This is a genomic window from Paenibacillus sp. J31P316, from assembly GCF_056269105.1.
In genome coordinates this window covers 82,490-101,311 of sequence record NZ_JBWDNI010000016.1, presented here as the reverse complement: position 1 = coordinate 101,311, position 18,822 = coordinate 82,490, and the positions used below count along the sequence as shown (strand labels likewise).

The 18,822-nt window shown below is 56.9% G+C and carries 16 protein-coding genes; 9 read left to right on the top strand and 7 right to left on the bottom strand.

What is annotated here, in order from left to right; genetic code table 11:
* Positions 1-34: 34 nt before the first annotated feature.
* Positions 35-910, bottom strand: a complete 876-nt coding sequence (locus AC0YNU_RS27420) for an SDR family oxidoreductase (RefSeq protein ID WP_475762229.1) — start codon at positions 908-910, stop codon at positions 35-37.
* Between the two features lie 201 nt (positions 911-1,111).
* Here AC0YNU_RS27420 and AC0YNU_RS27415 point away from each other — a divergent pair, with 201 nt between their 5' ends.
* The 5 genes from AC0YNU_RS27415 to AC0YNU_RS27395 all read left to right on the top strand — a co-directional run bounded on the left by AC0YNU_RS27415 (position 1,112) and on the right by AC0YNU_RS27395 (position 6,334).
* The gene (locus AC0YNU_RS27415; RefSeq protein ID WP_475762227.1) at positions 1,112-1,726 is read left to right on the top strand and encodes a phosphatase PAP2 family protein; all 615 of its coding nucleotides are present in this window, start codon (positions 1,112-1,114) and stop codon (positions 1,724-1,726) included.
* A gap of 113 nt (positions 1,727-1,839) precedes the next feature.
* Positions 1,840-3,054: a stalk domain-containing protein gene (locus AC0YNU_RS27410; RefSeq protein ID WP_475762225.1), complete on the top strand. Its 1,215-nt coding sequence runs from the start codon at positions 1,840-1,842 to the stop codon at positions 3,052-3,054.
* A 285-nt stretch (positions 3,055-3,339) separates the two neighbouring features.
* Positions 3,340-3,927: an RNA polymerase sigma factor gene (locus AC0YNU_RS27405; protein WP_475762223.1), complete on the top strand. Its 588-nt coding sequence runs from the start codon at positions 3,340-3,342 to the stop codon at positions 3,925-3,927.
* A gap of 342 nt (positions 3,928-4,269) precedes the next feature.
* Positions 4,270-5,286, top strand: a complete 1,017-nt coding sequence (locus AC0YNU_RS27400) for an HD-GYP domain-containing protein (protein WP_475762221.1) — start codon at positions 4,270-4,272, stop codon at positions 5,284-5,286.
* A gap of 109 nt (positions 5,287-5,395) precedes the next feature.
* A complete protein-coding gene (locus tag AC0YNU_RS27395) occupies positions 5,396-6,334 on the top strand; it encodes an aldo/keto reductase family protein (RefSeq protein WP_475762219.1) in 939 nt (312 codons plus the stop codon).
* Positions 6,335-6,412: 78 nt separating this feature from the next.
* On the opposite strand, the gene AC0YNU_RS27390 is transcribed toward AC0YNU_RS27395, so the two are convergent.
* The 3 genes from AC0YNU_RS27390 to AC0YNU_RS27380 form a co-directional block, all read right to left on the bottom strand.
* Positions 6,413-10,039 carry a fibronectin type III domain-containing protein gene (locus tag AC0YNU_RS27390; RefSeq protein WP_475762217.1) on the bottom strand — a complete coding sequence of 1,209 codons (3,627 nt, stop codon included), beginning with the start codon at positions 10,037-10,039 and terminating at the stop codon, positions 6,413-6,415.
* Positions 10,040-10,560: 521 nt separating this feature from the next.
* Entirely contained in the window at positions 10,561-11,562 is a 1,002-nt protein-coding gene (locus tag AC0YNU_RS27385; protein ID WP_475762215.1) for a FecCD family ABC transporter permease, read from the bottom strand.
* Positions 11,549-12,574, bottom strand: a complete 1,026-nt coding sequence (locus AC0YNU_RS27380; protein ID WP_475762213.1) for a FecCD family ABC transporter permease — start codon at positions 12,572-12,574, stop codon at positions 11,549-11,551. The genes AC0YNU_RS27385 and AC0YNU_RS27380 overlap by 14 nt, the downstream gene beginning before the upstream one ends.
* Positions 12,575-12,821: 247 nt before the next feature.
* On the opposite strand from AC0YNU_RS27380, the gene AC0YNU_RS27375 reads away from it, so the two are divergent.
* Complete coding sequence (locus AC0YNU_RS27375; RefSeq protein ID WP_475762318.1) at positions 12,822-13,835, top strand: ABC transporter substrate-binding protein; 1,014 nt, start codon at positions 12,822-12,824, stop codon at positions 13,833-13,835.
* Positions 13,836-13,946: 111 nt separating this feature from the next.
* Here AC0YNU_RS27375 and ligD read toward each other — a convergent pair whose 3' ends face one another.
* The 3 genes from ligD to ku are packed head-to-tail and all read right to left on the bottom strand — an operon-like array spanning position 13,947 to position 16,885.
* On the bottom strand, positions 13,947-14,840 hold the full coding sequence (gene ligD / locus AC0YNU_RS27370; protein WP_475762211.1) for a non-homologous end-joining DNA ligase: 894 nt from the start codon (positions 14,838-14,840) through the stop codon (positions 13,947-13,949).
* Positions 14,837-15,952: an ATP-dependent DNA ligase gene (locus AC0YNU_RS27365; protein WP_475762209.1), complete on the bottom strand. Its 1,116-nt coding sequence runs from the start codon at positions 15,950-15,952 to the stop codon at positions 14,837-14,839. The genes ligD and AC0YNU_RS27365 overlap by 4 nt, the downstream gene beginning before the upstream one ends.
* Positions 15,953-16,885, bottom strand: a complete 933-nt coding sequence (gene ku, locus AC0YNU_RS27360) for a non-homologous end joining protein Ku (RefSeq protein WP_475762207.1) — start codon at positions 16,883-16,885, stop codon at positions 15,953-15,955.
* A gap of 162 nt (positions 16,886-17,047) precedes the next feature.
* On the opposite strand from ku, the gene AC0YNU_RS27355 reads away from it, so the two are divergent.
* The 3 genes from AC0YNU_RS27355 (at position 17,048) to AC0YNU_RS27345 (ending at position 18,815) form a co-directional block, all read left to right on the top strand.
* Positions 17,048-17,233, top strand: coding sequence for a hypothetical protein (locus tag AC0YNU_RS27355; protein WP_475762205.1), 186 nt, complete (start codon positions 17,048-17,050; stop codon positions 17,231-17,233).
* A 2-nt stretch (positions 17,234-17,235) separates the two neighbouring features.
* Positions 17,236-17,424: an H-type small acid-soluble spore protein gene (locus AC0YNU_RS27350; RefSeq protein WP_475762203.1), complete on the top strand. Its 189-nt coding sequence runs from the start codon at positions 17,236-17,238 to the stop codon at positions 17,422-17,424.
* A 1,112-nt stretch (positions 17,425-18,536) separates the two neighbouring features.
* A complete protein-coding gene (locus AC0YNU_RS27345; protein ID WP_475762201.1) occupies positions 18,537-18,815 on the top strand; it encodes a hypothetical protein in 279 nt (92 codons plus the stop codon).
* The last annotated feature ends 7 nt before the right edge of the window (positions 18,816-18,822 follow it).

The window sequence follows — 18,822 nt, the reverse complement described above, 5'->3', positions numbered from 1 at the left end:
ACTTACTTCCAGCGCGCCCGGCTCCCGTTAACCATTAGAAACCGTGCTCGGCCGCATAGCGTCCCCAATGGGGACGGCTGCCGTCGGCATCGGAGAATCCGTATTCCTCGGCCAAGTCCCAGGAGGTTAGCGCCTTACCCGACTTCGCATGCACGTTCGGATCGGCTGCTAGCGCTGCCGCAGCTTGTCCGACGAACGCGGGCGTCTCGGATTGCAGGAAGTGCACGTCCTGGGCCGCGCCTTCGCGCCAGTTCTCCTCCGTCACGCCGAAATGGTCCAGCATCGCCTCGGAACGTAGGAAGCCCGGCGTCAGCGCAAGCGCCGTCACCTGATGAGGCGCCAAGTCCGCCGCCATCGCCTGGGCGAGATGAATGACGGATATTTTCGCCAAGCTGTAATACAAATTCCCGCGGTACCGGTAGTCGAAGCCGTCCGTAATCTCAATAATAAGGCCGGAACGGCGGGCGGCCATGAGGGGAGCAGCGTAATAGCTGGCCATCATATGCGTATGCACGCCCCGCTTCTGAATGAGCAGGCCGTTATGGAGCGAATGCTCCCAGAAAGGCTCTCCCCATACGGTAAGCGGATCTCCGCCCCATATATCGTTGACCAGCAGATCCAGTTGTCCGTCCTGCTCCTCCTCTACTTGCTGGAACAGCGCGCGAACATCCGCTTCCAAGGTATAGTCGGTCCTCACGGCAATGCCGAGACCTCCAGCCTCCGTTACGAGTGCCGCCGTTTCCTCGATCGTTTCGTTTCTCCCCATATCCGATAGGCCAAGCTTCGAGCTCCTTCCCGTCACATAGACCGTTGCGCCTGCTTTCCCCAATTGCACCGCGATGCCGCGTCCCGCTCCGCGCGTTGCGCCGGCGACGACGGCGATTTTTCCTGCCAAAGGCGTATTCGTCATCGTAAAAACCTCCTTAGAACTGGCTGTATCCGGTTTGCTTTTCTCAAGTTCAGCATCTAGTGTACCCCTGGTTGACTGACAACCGCTGTCATCGAACGTAAATCTTTGGCCGTCGGCCCTAAAACGCCAAGTTTCCGTAGCCTATCCCCCCGCAAGCCGCTATAATAAAAAAATCATTTCAATAACGGGGGAATTCGTATCATGTGGATCATTTGGCTGCTGCTCGCGATCGCGGGATTTCAAGGCGCCTCGATGCTTGTCTCGCGGAACAAGCTGGAGCGCTTCGACGCTTCCGTTATAGATACCGTGCAGGGCTGGGAGAACGGCACGCTGACCGGCATCGCCAAATTCATGGGCAAGGTCGGTTCGTCGTCCGTCATTATTCCGGCCATTCTCGTCCTCGCCGTCTTTCTGTTTCTTGTGCTGAAGCACCGCAAGGAGCTCGTGCTGCTCCTCGGCGGCATGCTGGGCTCGACGCTGCTCAACGATTTGCTCAAGGCGATCTACAAACGCGCGCGTCCGGACATCCACCGGATCGTGGAGGAGCAGGGATACAGCTATCCGAGCGGCCATTCCATGGCGGCGTTCACGTTCTATTTCCTCGTCACCTACCTGCTCTGGCGGCATTTGCCGAACCGGGGATGGCGAGTGGCGCTTCTGATCTTCAGCGGCGCGATGGTCGTGAGCATTGGCCTCAGCCGCGTCTACCTCGGCGTTCATTATCCGTCGGACGTTCTCGCCGGTTATTGGGTCAGCGCCTGCTGGGTCGCTTTGTCCATCCGGTTGTTCCGGCAGTGGGCGCGTACGCGAAGATAGCGACTTAAGCACTAGTGCTGGCACTATTTGATCATTGTAAAAAAACGGATAAATGGATAGGATTATGAAGTCTATGACGATTTTATACCTATGAAATGAGAGAGAGGTTTACTATGAAACGTTGGATCGGATTGACTTTAACACTGATGATCGTATTCGCGGCGTTTGCGGGAACGGCTTCCGCGGCGAGCGCAAGCACGGATATCAAAGTGAAACTGAATGGAGAATGGGTTATTTTCCCTGCCCCGCCTGTACTTTCGAACGGTAAAACCTTTGTGGAATTCCGTACGCTCTTTACGAAGCTGGGCTATTCCATCGACTATAACGCAGCAACCAAGACGATCAAGGCGAAGTCTGCTGCCCGCACCATTCAAATGACGCCCACGGGCACAAGCGCGCTGGTAGACGGCGTGAAGGTGCCGGTGAACGGCGAGATGAAGCTGCTGAACGGCCGCACGATGGTCGGCGTGCGCTTCATCGCGACGCTTTCCGATAAGGACGTGGCTTGGGACGGCACGAAGAAAATCGTCACGATCACGGACAAAGGCCCGACGGCTGCGCAGCAAGCGGAAGTATTCGCGGTGCTGAACAAGCTGTCGGCCGCGGAAGACAAGCAGGATGCCGACGCCTTCATGGCGCTGTTCCATTCCGCTTCCCCGATCAAGGACGCGATGGATGCGTACATTCGCGACCAATTCGCGAAGACGCACAGCCAGACCGTCTATACGGACATGACGCTGGAATCGTATACGGCGACGGAAGCGGTCGTGAGCACGGTGGAACAGTCCACCAAAGTAAGCGGAACGAGCTTCTATCCGAACGTCGAGAACGAAACGGAATACACGCTGCATAAGGATGCGAACGGCCAATGGGCGGTGTACGACGTGTACGTCGATTATACGACGGTGTTGGACGAAGACAGCCTGTGGGCGCAGGAAGTGAAAACTTCCGATGCGGACCGCGCTGCGCTGACCGGCATGGTGGATGCTTATGTGAAGGCCGTTAATGCGAAGGATCTCGCGGCTTACAAGGCGACGCTTGACCCGTCGGACGAAGATGCTTATGACGAAGACGTGGCTTCTATAGAAGAAATGTTCACCGATCCGGATTTCACGCTCAATGTCGCTCTCGTTCGCAGCGCGGTGGTTGAACTGAACGAAGACACTGCGATTGTACTGGCTTCCTTCCGCTATGATTTAAGTGCAACGGACGAAGAACCCCTTTCCTTCAAATCCGTGACGCAGTTTGACCTGGTGAAGAAGGACGGCAAGTGGCTCGTCACTCCGGGCTCGAGCAATAACGAATTGATCGGCGAAGAAATCGAATAACAACCAATCGAATAATAACGATCGAATAATAACGAATTGAATAACAATGAATTCGAATAACTGCAGCAGACAGCAGGTATTGTATGGCGGCCCCGCTTCGTCCTCCCGGACGAAGCGGGGTTTTGCGTATCCGGAGCCTCCGCCTTCTATCCCAGGTATCATTTGGGCCTCGGCTGTCCGTGTGCTAATTTCTGGCGGCAGGCGCTTTTTCATATGAGGTTCATAATGGCCTGCTAGACTAGGTTTCGTGACAGGGAATCTAACGATAGGCAGGGAGGCGAAAGCATGGAACAACCGTGGACCGAGTTCGAAGAAACCGTCAAGCCGCATCTCAAGCATGTGCAGGCGTATTGCACTTATTTGACGTCATCGAAATGGGAGGCGGAGGATTTGCTGCAGGAGGCGCTTCTTCGGGCGTTTAAGTATTACCGGGATACGGGGAAGCTGCTGCACCCGCGTTCATTGCTTTATAAGATCGCCCGCAATTTGCAGATCGACGCGCACCGCAGACGGCGGGGAGTGACCGTTGCGCTCGATGAAGCGCTGCTGCAGCCGCATCATGATCCGGATTACGTCTCCATACGGGGCATGCTGGAGTGGCTGGCGGAGCATTTGTCCGAACGGGAGACCGAGATGCTGCTGATGGCGGAAGTGTTCGATTATACGTATCAGGACATCGCCGATGTGCTGCATTGCACCGTGCCCGCCGTCAAAATGGTGCTGCACCGCTCGAAGAACGCGCTCCGCAAGCGCGGCCGCCCGCAGGATATCAACGCCGGAGCGCCGCGGGGCAAAATGGCAAGGCGCGTCAGTGCCCCGGCTCCCTATGCGATCGAGCGCTGGACGACAGCGCTGATGACCGGCGAGCGTTAAATGCAAACAAACCCGACTATACAAATACAAAACCTTCCTTTCCAAGTCGAGGCCCGGAGTCAGTCCGGGACTTTGCGCGGCAGCGAAGGTTTTTTATATTCCGCGCGAAACCGTTCTCGGCAGGTAAAACGAGTTTGCGCCGCGAGCCGTCAGTATTTATAGAAGACGGACACAATTATTTCATCCTAGCATTCGACATGAGTAAGTGTAGGTCTTTAATCCTATTTTTTCGGCTGTAAATCAATACCATAGGACAGTAGCCATGGAGTCATGGTATGGTAGTAACAATAAACAAGATTTACCTTGGAAAAATTCAACAAGTCTTATTTCGTCGGAGGCACAATGCGACAGTATTTGGGGAAAATCACGAAAAACGATTTGGTCAACGCCTTCGGCGTCACCGTCCTCCCGGCAGGCATTCTGCTTCGCGAAGAGCATCTCGCGCTGTTGGAGAGGCACGGCATCGAGCAAGTAACGCTCCACTTGGATAACGTCAAACCTGCATCCGGCCCATCGGAACCGCCCCGCGAAGCATTGGGGAAAGTGAAGGAGCAGGCGAAGATGCTGTACGATTCCATTCATGAGACGGGACAAGTGCCGCTGAAGGAGCTTGAGGCGGAGATCGTGCCGGCGGTCAAGGACGTTGCCAGCCATCCGAACATTTTCGAGCTGTTCGAGGCGGTGAAGGCACACGGCGACTATACCTATGAGCATAACATCGGCGTCGGCGTACTCTCCACGATGATCGGCAGATGGCTTGGATTCGACGAGGAAGAGTTGACAGCGCTTACGCTCGCCGCTACCCTGCATGACGTCGGCAAAGTGAAGATTCCGCAGGAGATTCTGAATAAGCCGAGTGCCCTGACGTCGGAAGAATACGAGCTCATGAAGAAACACGCGATCTACGGCTACGAGATTTTGAGGAAAACCGAGGGAGTCAGCTATCGTACGGCACTCGTGGCGCTGCAGCATCACGAGCGGGAGGACGGCAGCGGCTATCCGCTCGGCTTGGCCTCGGACAAGATCGACCTGTTCAGCAAAATCGTGGCGGTGGCGGATATTTTCCATGCGATGTCCTCCGACCGTCCTTACCATAAGGCGCTGCCGTTCCATGAAGTCGTCCGCCAGCTTCGCGAGGGCTTCTTCGGTCAATTGGATCCCGGCATCGTCATGTTGTTCCTGGATAACATCACGTCGAAATTAGTGGGGCAGCGGGTGCTGCTGACCGATGGGCGGATCGGCGAAATCGTCTTCATTAACCCGCAGAGCGGCGAAGCGCAGCTCGTCAGGGCCGGCGAGGAGTTCATCGATCTGACGAGCCACCGGAAGCTTCAGATCCTGCGGATTATAGGATTCTAATGAAGCAGATCACGATGCGCGCTTCCTATTTGTTCCAGACTCTTCTAGAATAGGCTGTGGGTATGGAACCCGCGGCGAGACGAATCTAGTTGAACTTGGAGGGATTGCGGTGCAATATCGTAAACTTGGCGGCAGCGGACTGAAGGTTAGCGAGATCAGTCTGGGCAGCTGGCTGACCTACGGCGGGTACGTGGAGAAGCAGAACGCGGTACAGGCGATCGAGCAGGCCTATGATCTCGGCATTAATTTCTTCGATACGGCAAACGTGTACGAGCGGGGCGCGGCGGAGACGCTGCTTGGCGAGACGCTGAAGGCGTACAAGCGCGACTCTTACGTGCTCGCGACGAAAGCGTTCTGGCCGATGGGCGACGGGCCGAATGACCGGGGCTTATCCCGTAAACACGTGATCGAGCAGTGTAACGCGAGCCTGAAGCGTCTGGGCGCGGACTACGTGGATATTTTCTACTGCCACCGCTACGACTCGGAGACGCCGCTTACGGAGACGCTTCGCGCCATCGACGATTTGATTCGTTCGGGCAAGGTGCTGTACGCGGGCGTGAGCGAGTGGACGGCCTCCCAGATGGCGGACGCCCTGGCGACCGCGGATCGTTATCTGTTGGATCGGATCGTCGTCAGCCAGCCGATCTATAATATGTTCGAGCGTTACATCGAGAAGGAAGTCATTCCGTACGGCGAGAAGAACGGCATCGGACAAGTCGTGTTTTCTCCGCTGGCGCAAGGCTTGCTGACGGGCAAATATACGGCGCTTGCCGATATTCCGGCCGACAGCCGCGCGAGCAAGCTGGAAGGCATGCGGGGCGGCATCACCGAACAGAAGCTGGCGAAGGTGCGGGCATTGTCCGGCATCGCCGGAGAGCTGGAGATTTCGACAGGTCAGCTGGCGTTGGCATGGATTCTCCGCCAACGCAACGTCGCGAGCGCGCTCGTCGGCGCAAGCCGCCCCGAGCAGGTCATCGAGAACGTGAAGGCGTCCGGCATTGAGCTGAGCGAGGACGTGCTGGCGAGAGTGGAAGAGATATTGAAATAAGATCGTGGCAGTTCATGCAAGAACGCGAAAGAAGCCTCCCCCTTATCGTAATGGGGGAGGCTTCTTGTGTTAATCGTATTAGCTAGTAAACAGTCGGTTGTTCGGAACCACCTGCTTCGTCTGGGATGCGCTGGACCAAGACAGCTGGGCATGCGCGTTGCCGCCGTTCTCGATGTATTCCATGACGAGGTCGTACTTCACGCCGGCGGTCAACGTGATCGTAGCGCTGAGTTCGCCGTTCATGTTCACCCAGTTGTTGATCAATTGTTGTCCGTTCACCCAGAGGCGAACGCCGTCGTCCGTATTCGTATAGAAGGTATAGGTTTCCGTGTATTGCGGCTGTACTTTGCCTGTATATCTTGCCGTGAACCATTCGCCAGGCACGTCGGGGGTTGGTCGTCCGCCTCCCCAATCATAGTCGATCGTAGGCGCGATTTCCGTCAGAGCCAAGGTGCCGAAGTTACCGGAGTAATATTGGGCGGTAACGCCGTTGGTCGGCGTGGAAGCGGCGTTCGTCGTCACGCTGAGCGAGTTGCTGGCTGCGGACAAGTTGCCTGCCGCATCCTTCGCTTTGACCGTGAACGTGTAAGCGGTGCTTGCGGACAAGCCGCTGACCGTGAACGTCGTCGCGCCGGTCGTTGATCCGGCAAGCGTCGAACCATTATAAATGTTGTAGCCCGTCACCCCGACATTGTCGGTCGATGCCGTCCAAGAGAGGTTAACGCTCGTATCCGTCTTGGATGGCGAAGCCAGGCTGGACGGTGCCGTTGGAGCCGTCGTATCCGAGCTGCTGTTCGTCGTTACGCTAAGCGTATTGCTGGCCGCGGATAAGTTGCCTGCCGCATCCTTCGCTTTAACCGTGAACGAGTACGCGGTGTTCGCGGATAAGCCGCTGACCGTGAACGTCGTCGCGCCGGTCGTAGATCCGGCAAGGTTCGAGCCGTTATAGATGTTGTAGCCCGTTACGCCGACATTGTCGGTGGATGCCGTCCAAGAGAGGTTAACGCTCGTATCCGTCTTGGATGGCGAAGTCAGTCCGGTCGGAGCCGTCGGAGCCGTCGTATCCGAGCTGCTGTTCGTCGTCACGCTAAGCGGGCTGCTGGCCGCCGAAGCATTACCGGCCGCGTCCTTCGCTTTGACCGTGAAGCTGTAAGCGGTGTTCGCCGCAAGGCTGCTCACCGTGAACGTCGTCGCGCCCGTCGTCGAACCGGCGAGCGTTCCTCCGACATAGACATCATAGCCCGTTACGCCGACATTGTCGGTCGAGGCCGTCCAAGACAAACTGACGCTTGTCGATGTCTTCGATGGAGACGAAAGACCAGCAGGAGCGGAAGGAGCCGTGGTGTCACCGCCGCTGCCGCCGGCTAAGTTCACGTCGCAATGCTTGTATTGTCCGGCAGCCGGGTCGGATCCGAAGGTGTTATTCGAGCACATGACGGAAGTCGTGAACATTCCGTAAATGTAGCTGCCCGTCACGCCGTAACGCACCTGCTTCGTGCCCGAGAACGAGCACAGATTGTTTTCGCCCGCGCAATTGGTCCAGTTCGCGGCCGGATCGGTCGTGACGGACAATGCGTTGCTCGCCGCCGATAGGTTGTTCGAAGCATCCTTCGCTTTGACCGTGTACGTAAACGTCGTGCTCGTCGACAAGCCGGTCAGCGTGATGGAAGTGGCGTTTACGCCCGTCGTCGTTCCGGCCAGCGTGGATCCGTTATAGATGTTATAGCCAGTCACGCCGACGTTGTCCGTCGATGCCGACCAGGACAAGCTGACGCTCGTGTCCGTCTTGGCCGGAGAGGTCAAGTTCGAAGGTGCCGTCGGCGCTTGCGTATCGCCTGCGTCCGTCGTTACGTTCAGCGTATTGCTCGCCGCCGACACGTTGCCGGAAGCATCCTTCGCTTTGACCGTAAAGCTGTATGCCGTGCTTGGCGTCAAGCCCGTCACGCCGAACGTCGTCGCGCCGGCTCCGCTCGTCGAGCCGATCAATACGCCGGCTTTGTAGACATCGTAGCCGATAACGCCGACGTTATCCGTGGACGCCGTCCAGGACAGATCGACCGTCACGTTCGACTTCGTCGGAGCGGACAAGCTCGTCGGAGCCGTTGGAGCCGTCGTGTCCGGCGGTCCTGTGAATACCGTGATCGTCTGTTCTTTGACGCTCGCACGTCCGCCGTTATCCCACACGCCGAGAATGACTTTGTAGGTGCCGGCCTTCTGATACGTGTAGGTTGGGCTAGCGGTAGTAACCGGAAGTCCTTCGCCCAGATCCCACAAGTTCTCGACGATCGTGCCGTTGTCCGTCGACGTGTTCGTGAACGTCACCGGCTGGCCCAATTGTACCGTAAGCGGAGCCGTGAAGTTCGCTACGGGCTTGGCATCGTTGAACCCGCGGCTCGTAAGCTGCGTGTTCGTTGCGTTGCCACTTACCGTATTGCCGCTCCACTCCAGGTCTGCCGCGGAGGAAGGGTATTGGTCGATCGAAGGACCGCCGTTGCCCGTGATCGTATTGTTGATGAAGCTCAAACGATCCGTGCCGGATGCGGTCGTGATCTCGATCGCCTTGCGTCCGTTATTGGTGATTTGGTTGCTGTCGAAGACGATATTCTTCGTATCGCCATGAATCCGAACCGCGTTGCCGTCGTAGCCGGGATATGCGGCGGCCGGATTGCCGGATGCGCCGTCTTTGATGATGTTCTTGTAGAAGTATTGGTATTGCTCCGTGAAGCCGGTACCGGCCCCTTGAAGCTGCATGCCCCACATGACGATGTTCTTCACCGTATTGTAGTTCCATAGCTGGTAACCCGTGCCCGGCGATTGCTGCATGCCGACTTGCTGGCCGCCATCGACCACGTTGCCCGAAGTAACCCCGTGGTCGACCATGACTTCGAGACCCATGAAGCCGATGGAACCGTCGTTGGCTTTGACGGTGTTATTGCGCACCGCGATGTATTTCGAACGCACCGCGCTGATCCAATGGTCGACGTTGTTGTTCTCGATGATCGAATAGTCGGCATTGGTGTGCAGCTCGATGCCAAGTCCTTCCTCGTGTAAGCCGGTGCCGGTGATCGTGTTGCCGCGAACGATGGCATACGGGCTGTCGTCGTTGACGAAGATCCCGCCGCGACCGGTATTGGCGATCGTATTGTTCTCGATCAGGGCGTGACTGGAGCCCCAGCCCGTGCGGATTCCTCCGCCCCAGTCGGAGTTGACGCCCGTGTTGGTCACGATGTTGTCGGAAATCTCGATGTTCGTGGATCCGATTGCGTACAGCGCGAAAGGTCCAAATCCGGCGGATGCCGCCAAATCCTTCACCCGCAGATGGCGCATCTTGTTGCCGTCGCCGGATTCCGAGGTGATCGCGGAAAGCAGCACCGTGCTGCTGTTGCCGTCGAGCGTCATATCCGATACTTCCGAATTCGATACGTTATGAAGATAGAAGAACATCGTGGAGCCCGATCCGGAAGTCATTTTAAGGGTCGTCAAGTCGCGGCCCGCTCCGGAGATTTTGACGCCGGTCTTGCCGTTCACGTTCGCCGACAAATAGTAAGTGCCCGACGGAATCACTACCGTATCGCCCACCGCAGCCGAATTTACCGCGTTCTGAATCGCCGTTAAGTCATCCGACGTGTCGCTTCCGTTTGCTCCGAAAGCGGTTACATTAATCGTCGCGGCATGCACCGTCGCAGCCGGAATTACCGGAAGCATAACGGACATTGCACATATGACGCTAAACGCTTGTTTTTTCAATCTTCCGAGTTTCCCGTTCTTGTTGATCACCATTAATCTCCATCCTTCGTTTTCATTTTTCCCAAGTCTGTCTGCCCGTCCGGGAATACAGTGAGCATTCTATCGATCGTTACGTTTCAAACTGTGACAATCGCCTCCTTCACGTTCATGGTGTCATAAATTCGAACCGATCGTAAACTGCTACAATTGCGAAAAACACTATAATTCGGTGCTATAAATCGCTATTATTGCCTGTAATAACGGTATCGTCCCACAGATTCCGCCTAGAATTTCCAACAATATCCTGTCCATGGTCATCTGAAAGGAAGGAGAGAATTCAACGGAAGAAATCCGGCATCGCCTTCGGGCGTGTTCGGTTTTGCGCAGAATAAAGAGAAACGGGATGGAGCAGCAAGCATGCTGTTCCATCCCGTTGGACTTGTTAATAATCATCTGCAGCTCTATAGAACCTGTCTGAACGCGCCTTGTACGCTCAACCCTCAGATTCGTGCGCCTTTACGCTTGGACAACAGTAAATACAAGAAGAAAGGCGCGCCGATCGCAGCCGTGAATACGCCTGCCGGAATGTCGCTCGGCAGGAATGCCGTGCGACCTGCAAGATCGGCAAGGAGCAGCAGCAGGGCGCCGATGAAGGCCGAGGTCGGGATAAGGCGCCCATACTTCGGTCCAATGATGCGGCGGGCGATGTGCGGCGCCATCAGGCCGATGAAGCCGATGCCGCCGGCCATGCCGATCGCCGCGCCGGTCAGGCCGACGCTGAGCAGGAGCAGAATCAGCCGCATGCGCTGCACACGCGTACCGATGCCGACCGCAAGCTCATCGCCGAGCTCGAGCGCATTCAGGAAGCGGGAGAGGTAGATCGCGACGAAGAGCAGGACCGCGGCCCAAGGCAGTAGCGCCCATACATGCATCCATGCCGTTCCGTACAGCGTCCCGGTCATCCAGCCGAGCGCTTGCCCCGCCATGTAAGGCGGTCCGATCTTCAGCGCGAATGTCGTCAGCGCGCCCATGGCCGTTGCCAGCGAGATGCCGATGAGCACGAAGCGCAGCGGCGAGATGCCTTTGCGCCACGCCGCCGCGTAGTTGATCGCGGCCGTGATGAGGGCGCCGAGAATAGCGAACAGCGGGATCCACTTGATGCTAAAGTGACCGGCGGAGAACGTTAGGAACAGTATGGAGGCGACGGTAGCGCCGCCCGATATGCCCACGAGGTCGGGCGAAGCAAGCGGGTTGCGAACGAGTCCCTGCAGGATTGCGCCTGCTGCGGCGAGCGATGCGCCGACAAGAACCGCCATCAAGATGCGCGGCAGCCGTAATTTCACGATAATGAGCGACGATTGCTCATCGCCGAAGCCGAACAATGTCGCGGCGACTTTGCCGATTGGAATATACGTGCTGCCGATCGCCACGCAGGTGATGATGACAACCGCCGTCAGAACGAACAGCAGAATAAGTATGGACGTGAATTTAAGATTGCGCATAGCTTTTCCTCCGTGCGACATAGATGAAGAACGGCACGCCGATGATCGCGGTAGCGACGCCTACCGGAAGCTCCTCCGGCTGTAAAATAAATCGGCTGATAATGTCGGCTGCGAGCAGCAGCGTCGCGCCCAGCACGATCGAATAGGGAATGATCCAGCGATAATCGTGTCCGACGAGAAAACGGCTGATGTGCGGGATGATGACGCCGACGAAAGCGATCGGCCCGGCAATGGCGACCGACGAGCCCGCGAGCAGCACGACCAGCGCTGCGAGCACGGTACGGACGAGTCCGATCCGAAGACCGAGGCCGCGCGCCGTCTCCTCTCCCATGCTGAGCACGTTCACGGATTTGGTCATCAACAGCGCGCCGATGAGCCCGACTGCCGTATAAGGCAGCACGGCCGTCAAGTGATGAAGCTCGCGTCCGGATACGGAGCCGACGATCCACAGCAAGATGTCGTCCAGCATCTTATTCTGTTTGAGCAGGATGCCCGACGTCCAAGCCGAAGCGAATGCGGCGACAGCCGAGCCGGCGAGCGTGACGCGAATCGGCGTCTCGCCTTGGTTCTTTCCTGCCGCGCCAAGGGAGAAGACGGCTGCTGCCGTGACGGCGGCGCCGACGAAAGCGATCAAAATCAGCTGCGAGCTGGAGAAGGCGTTGCTTCCCGCTATAGCCATCGCGATGACGACGGCCAGCGCGGCGCCGGAATTAATGCCCATGACGGAGGGCGAGGCGAGCGGGTTGCGCGTCATCGCCTGCATGAACGCGCCTGCGACCGCCAGGCTTGCGCCGACCACTGCGGCGATCGCCATTCGGGGTAGATGGACATTGCGGATGATCAGGTCCGTATTGGAGCCGTCGAACCGGGTGTAGGCATCATACACTTGGGAAGGTGAGAAGGTATGACTGCCGCCGAACAGCAAACTGGCTGATGCAGCGGCCAGCATGAGGATAACGCCAAGAAGGAGAAAACCAGTCCGTTGGCCGTTGCTTTTGAAATAAGAATTCATTTGCGCATGCGCTCCTGCCTATGAAAATATCGACTCCCGATAATAGACGATTCTATTATTTTAGGCAAAGATGAAATGAGCGTCAATGATTATGAGAATCATTTTCAAAAGCTTGACAGCGTTTAACAACTTGTACTATGATACGTGAGGCATTAATAATGAGAATCGTTATCACTATAAGGCGATATTCGTCTTGGGTTCTATGCAATTATGAACTAGGAAAAGGATGGGGAAACAATTGAAAAGCATGAAAAAAGGATGGCTCGGCATGATCGTGCTGATGCTCGCATTCGCTGTCGTAGCATCCGGCTGCGGTTCGAAGAACAATAATACGGAGAGCAATACGTCGAATAGCAATGCAGGCACGGCAAATGGCAACACGGATACGGCAGCTGGCGATACTGGCAACGCGAAGTCGGATGATGTACGCGAAATCAAGCATGCAATGGGCACGACGAAGCTGACAGGCACGCCGAAGCGCGTCGTCATTCTGACGAACGAAGGCACGGAGGCGCTGCTGGCGCTCGGCGTTAAGCCGGTCGGCGCGGCAGAATCGTTCGAAGGCGATCCATGGTATCCGCATATCAAGGATCAAATGGAAGGCGTCGAGAATGTCGGCGGCGAGTCGCAGCCTAACATCGAGCTGATCGCCAGCCTCAAGCCGGACCTGATTATCGGAAACAAGATGCGCCAAGAGAAGGTATATGACCAGCTGAACGCGATCGCGCCGACGGTCATGGCCGAGACGCTTCGCGGCGAATGGCAGGCCAACTTCAAGCTGTACGCCGAAGCGCTGAACAAGAAGGCGGAAGGCGATCAACTGATTGCCGACTTCGACAAGAAAATCGCGGATGCCAAAGCAACGCTGGGCGATAAGCTTCAGCAGAAGGTATCGATCGTGCGTTTCATGCCGGACAAGACGCGTATCTATTACAACGAGACGTTCTCGGGCATGCTGCTCGACAAGCTCGGCTTCGCAAGACCTGCCGCCCAATCGAAGGACGGCTTCGCGGACGACGTGAACAAGGACCGTATTCCGGATATGGACGGCGACATCCTGTTCTACTTCATGTACAACCCGGACGGCTCCGACGCGACGCAAAAAGTGGCGGACGAGTGGATGAACGATCCGTTGTGGAAAAACCTGTCCGTTGCGAAGAACAACAATGTGCATATGGTGGACGATGCGATCTGGAACACGTCGGGCGGCATTATCTCGGCGAACAAGATGGTTGACGAGCTATTGACGTATTTTAAATAAGGCCAGACAAAAAAAACTGCTTCTGCGGCGGGGGACTGCTGCGGAGGCAGTTTTTTGCGTGTATATAATGATGCAAATGCAGAAACTGAAGGGCGAAACCGTGAATCTATCCTACCTTCGGCCAATAAACGATAGAATCGGCCGCAGCGTCTGAGCAGGGACCTGATCCAGCAGATCGCCTTCCCGAAGCAGCCGCTCTTCGATATTGAGCAGATGGTAGTCGGTAATCGCCGCGCCGCGGCGGACTTCATTCCAATGAAGCGGCGTGGAGACGCTCGCGCCCGTGCGCGCTCTTGGGGAGTAGGGGGCGATGATCGTCTTGCCTTGGTAATGCTGCAAATAATCCACGTAAATGAGATCGCCGCGGTTCTTCTTGAGCCGCTCGATCGTGAACAGCTTCGGATGTTTGTCCGCCAGATAAGCGCCGACGAATTCCCCGATCCTCCGGAGCTCGTCGAAGGTCAAATCCTTAACAAGCGGGACGATGATCTGGACGCCCGTGGCGCCCGAAGTCTTCGGCGTGGACGCGATCCCGAGCGACCGCAGGAGATCACCGGCCAGCAGCGCCGCTTCCATGATGCGCGGCTCTTCCTCGAGCGATGGATCGAGATCGAGCACCCATTCCGTCGGATGGGCCGGGTCGCTGATGCGGTCAAAGGAAGCGTGATATTCCAGGCAGGCCAAATTACCGAGCCATAGCAGCACCGGCAGCGAGGTCAATTTGACGTAATCGATGCTTTCGCTGCTGACGGTTTCGACGAAGTCTGGCGCGGGAGTCGGGCAGTTCTTCTGATAGAAGGACTTGCCGTTCACGCCGTCCGGATAACGGATCGTCGTCAGCAGCCGATCCTGGCAATGCTTCAGCAGCCAAGGCGACAGTGCCGCTAGCCGCTGAAGGAAGATCGCCTTCGTGATGCCCATCTCGGGCCACAGCAGCTTCTCGGGGTTGCTGACCGTCAGCTCCTGCCCCTCGACGACGATCGTCCCCTTGACGGAGCGGCTCATGACAATGGCTCCTTCGGCAGGAACGTCACGAGCTTCGGATGGCGCAGCTGGCCCGCGGACGTCAGCTCAAGTCCGGTTACCCGGCAGCGAAACGGCAGGGACAGCCACTGAACTTCTTCGTTCTTCAGATCCTCCGGCATCGCGGGGAACGGGCATGCAACGACGGCAAGATGCGCGTGCTGCGGACGGAAGGTGGATGCCAGCACGCGGCGAAGCGCATCATTCAGCCCGAGCGAGACGCTGCCCAGATATTCGCCTTCGAGCTCCATAATGAGGCTGGCCACGATGCCATTGCGCCACTTGAGGCCGACAATGTCGACGTCGAGCACGAGCTCGATCTTCTTTTTCAGCCAATCGCGGTGCTTCTTGCCTTCGCGGTAGGGGCTCGACAGCCGCTTGCTGACGACGCCCTCCCAACGGTTTGCCTCTACCCATGTCCATAATGCTTCGCCGTCGCGGAACAAGTCCGTCACGAACACGCGCGGATCGTCGGTTCCGACCAGCGCGGTCAAACGCCGATGCCGCTCCTCGTACGGGAGGTGGCGCAGGTCGCCGCTTTCATCGGCCAGCAGATCGAACAAGACATAGACGAGCGCGCCGAACGACTTGGAAGCTGCCGCGCCCGCCGGAATTCCGGTGCCGGATAATTCGGAGCCGGGGCGTTGCTCGGCCGGGATTCCCGGCGACGCGGCTTGCGTGCCGATTGCGGGGGGAGGCAGCGGCTGCCGTGCCAGTCCCCGCGACCGTTCGCGCTTCAGCACCTGCTGAAAATTCGGCCGTATGCCGTCCCACCATACGAACTCGCCGTCCAGCAGGCAGGGTCCCCAAGAGGCGGATTTCGCTTCCAGCAACGACGTCATTTCCGGATAAATCGTGTTTTTCAAATACATTTTCCGCGAGAAAAGCTCCACCTGCCCGAAGCCGTTCAGCCGGGCAAGAATGCGAATCCCGTCCCATTTCAGCTGATAGCCCCATTCGCTGCCGGCCGGAAGCTCCGGGTCGGAGAGAGGTGCCATCGGGTCGGACGGCAGCGCAGGCAATTCTGACCCGGCTGCCGAGCCGAAAGAAGGTGTCAAATCATCGGGCATGTGCTGCGGCGAAGTGTGCTCCATCTATGACACCGTATCTTCCTTCGTTTTGCGCGGTGCCCGGGGTTTCTTCACCTTCGCGACGACTTCGCTGCCGCCGGCTGCTTCGGCTGGCGTCTGACCGGCCGCGTCGGCCGGATTTGGCACGCCTGCGGCGCTCTTATCCAAGCTGCCCGGCGCGTTCGGCGGAAGCTTCACTGCCTCGAGGCTTGCCTGCAGCGCGGCCATCAGATCGAGCACGTTTGTTTTCTGTGCTTCCGGTGCCACGGAGACTTCCTCGCCGGAGATTTTATGCTGAATGAGATCCATAAGCCGCGCGCGGTAGTCATCCGTATATTTGGCCGGCTCGAAGGGGGTGGACAGCTGCTCGATCAGCATGCGCGCCATCATCAATTCCTTCTCGTTCACGTTGACGGCATCGGGGAGGCCCGGCACTTGATTAACCGAACGGATCTCGTCAGGATAGAAAATCGTCTCCATGGCCAAGCAGTCGTCGATGATCCGAATGGCCGCCAGCGAGCTCTTGGAACGGATGGATACTTTGGCGATGCCGATCCGGCCCGATTGGCGCATGGCCTCGAGCAGCAAATTATACGCGTTGCCCCCTGCCTGGTCCGGCGAGAGGTAATAGGTTTTCTGAAAATAAATCGGGTCGATTTCCTCCAGCGCGACGAAATCCAAGATGTTGATCGTCTTCGTGACCTCGCCGGACAGCTGCTCCAGCTCGTCCTTCTCGAACAGCACGTACCGGCCTTTCTCGTACTCGTAGCCTTTGACGATGTCGTCCCACTCCACCTCGACCTCGCAGGTCGGGCATTTGCGGATATAAGAGACGTTGCTGCCGCATGTGCGGTGAATCAACTTCATGGAGATGTCCTTGTCCTCCGTGGCGGAAAACATTTTGACGGGCACATGCACGAGACCGAAGCTGATGGCGCCTTTCCAAACGGTATGCATACCGAGTTCCTCCTTTTCGATTGGCGGTGCTTTATAATGGCCAGTCTTGTCTTGCCTGAAGATTCCTGTATCTTCAGTCTTCCCCCGAATGCATGAGCCTAAGCGGTTTCGGGCATATTTTCGTTAGCACAACCATCAATCATCTTGAGGAGGCGCAGCGGAATGAGCGAAACAGGCAATTCCCAGGCAGGGTCCTGCGGCGACAAATGCAGTGAAGGACGCGACGATTTCTTCATGGACATCGACCGCATGGTGAATGAGGGGTTGGGCGGCGGCCAAGTGACGTTGAACAACGGTCTGATTGACGAATCCACCACGGACACGATGGTTATCGAATCGAAGGAGTAATTATGGACACGAGACGCGCGATGGAAATTTACAATTCGAAGGATACTTTTGCCGTGCATCTGGGCGAGAAGTCCGTTTGGATTGAAAATGTAGATGAAACGAATGGCATGGCGACGGTGCAGGTCGGATCGGATCCGCTCAACACGCAGACCGTGTCGTGCGACCGGTTGACGGAAGAGGGAGAAGAATAGGCGCAGCGGCACCTTAGCTGCCTCGACCTCTTGCAATGCAAAAAGACACTGCCGCAAAGCAGTGTCTTTTTTGCGTGAGTTGGAGTGGAAAGCTGCCGAACAGCAGCTTTTCAGGCTCAGCTGGCCAGAAAGCGCGAGAAAGCTGTTAGATAGCAGCTTTGCAGGCCCCGCAAGGTCGGGATCTACTCTGAAAGCTGCGAATCAGCAGCTTTTCAAGTCCCAGCAGGCCGCAATGCGTGAAAAAGCTGCCAGATAGCAGCTTTTCAGGCCCCGCAAGGTCGGGATCTACTCTGAAAGCTGCGAATCAGCAGCTTTATAAGTCCCAGCAGGCCGCAATGCGTGAAAAAGCTGCTAGATAGCAGCTTTTTCACGTCCCAGCAGGCCGCAAAGCGCGAGAAAGCTGCTAGATAGCAGCTTTTCAGGCCCCGCAAGGTCGGGAACCGCTCTGAAAGCTGCTAATCAGCAGCTTTTCAAGTCCCAGCAGGCCGCAAAGCGCGAGAAAGCTGCCAGATAGCAGCTTTTCAGGCCCCGCAAGGTCGGGAACCGCTCTGAAAGCTGCGAAACAGCATCTTTATAAGTCCGAGCAGGCCGCAATGCGTGAAAAAGCTGCTAGATAGCAGATTTGCAGGCCCCGCAAGGTCGGGATCTACTCTGAAAGCTGCGAATCAGCAGCTTTATAAGTCCGAGCAGGGCGCAATGCGCGAAAAAGCTGCTAGATAGCAGCTTTGCATGCCCCGCTAGGTCGGGATCCGCTCTGAAAGCTGCGTAACAGCATCTTTATAAGTCCGAGCAGGGCGCAATGCGCGAAAAAGCTGCCAGATAGCAGCTTTGCATGCCCCGCCAGGTCGGGATCCACTCTGAAAGCTGCGAAACAGCAGCTTTATAAGTCCCAGCAGGCCGCAAAGCGTGAAAAAGCTGCCAAATAGCAGCTTTGCATGCCTCGCCAGCTCGGGATCGGCTCTGAAAGCTGCAAAACAGCAGCTTTATAAGTCCCAGCTGGCCGCAAAGCGTGAAAAAGCTGCCAGATAGCAGCTTTGCATGCCCCGCCAGGTCGGGATCCACTCTGAAAGCTGCGAAACAGCAGCTTTAGAAGTCCGAGCAGGGCGCAATGCGTGAAAAAGCTGCCAAATAGCAGCTTTGCATGCCCCGCCAGGTCGGGATCCGCTCTGAAAGCTGCAAAACAGCAGCTTCCGAAGTCCCACGCCCCTAAATTGCGCTGGAAAGCTGCCTATCAGCAGCTTTCCAAGCCTATTGGGCTAACGCACGCTGGCGGGCTGATCAACAAAAAAGAAGCAGCGAATAATGCTGCTTCTTTTTGCCATGCTTATATTTACGGGCACTGCCTTCCTACTCGTACTGCAGCTCTTCATATCCTGCTTTTCGTCCATTAATGCGTTC

What these genes read in the sequence shown, in the direction of transcription:
- AC0YNU_RS27420 (WP_475762229.1), bottom strand. Translation starts at nt 910, where the DNA reads ATGACGAATACGCCTTTGGCAGGAAAAATCGCCGTCGTCGCCGGCGCA.
- AC0YNU_RS27415 (WP_475762227.1), top strand. Translation starts at nt 1,112, where the DNA reads ATGTGGATCATTTGGCTGCTGCTCGCGATCGCGGGATTTCAAGGCGCC.
- AC0YNU_RS27410 (WP_475762225.1), top strand. Translation starts at nt 1,840, where the DNA reads ATGAAACGTTGGATCGGATTGACTTTAACACTGATGATCGTATTCGCG.
- AC0YNU_RS27405 (WP_475762223.1), top strand. Translation starts at nt 3,340, where the DNA reads ATGGAACAACCGTGGACCGAGTTCGAAGAAACCGTCAAGCCGCATCTC.
- AC0YNU_RS27400 (WP_475762221.1), top strand. Translation starts at nt 4,270, where the DNA reads ATGCGACAGTATTTGGGGAAAATCACGAAAAACGATTTGGTCAACGCC.
- AC0YNU_RS27390 (WP_475762217.1), bottom strand. Translation starts at nt 10,039, where the DNA reads ATGCTTCCGGTAATTCCGGCTGCGACGGTGCATGCCGCGACGATTAAT.
- AC0YNU_RS27385 (WP_475762215.1), bottom strand. Translation starts at nt 11,562, where the DNA reads ATGCGCAATCTTAAATTCACGTCCATACTTATTCTGCTGTTCGTTCTG.
- AC0YNU_RS27380 (WP_475762213.1), bottom strand. Translation starts at nt 12,574, where the DNA reads ATGAATTCTTATTTCAAAAGCAACGGCCAACGGACTGGTTTTCTCCTT.
- AC0YNU_RS27375 (WP_475762318.1), top strand. Translation starts at nt 12,822, where the DNA reads ATGAAAAAAGGATGGCTCGGCATGATCGTGCTGATGCTCGCATTCGCT.
- ligD (WP_475762211.1), bottom strand. Translation starts at nt 14,840, where the DNA reads ATGAGCCGCTCCGTCAAGGGGACGATCGTCGTCGAGGGGCAGGAGCTG.
- AC0YNU_RS27365 (WP_475762209.1), bottom strand. Translation starts at nt 15,952, where the DNA reads ATGGAGCACACTTCGCCGCAGCACATGCCCGATGATTTGACACCTTCT.
- ku (WP_475762207.1), bottom strand. Translation starts at nt 16,885, where the DNA reads ATGCATACCGTTTGGAAAGGCGCCATCAGCTTCGGTCTCGTGCATGTG.
- AC0YNU_RS27355 (WP_475762205.1), top strand. Translation starts at nt 17,048, where the DNA reads ATGAGCGAAACAGGCAATTCCCAGGCAGGGTCCTGCGGCGACAAATGC.
- AC0YNU_RS27350 (WP_475762203.1), top strand. Translation starts at nt 17,236, where the DNA reads ATGGACACGAGACGCGCGATGGAAATTTACAATTCGAAGGATACTTTT.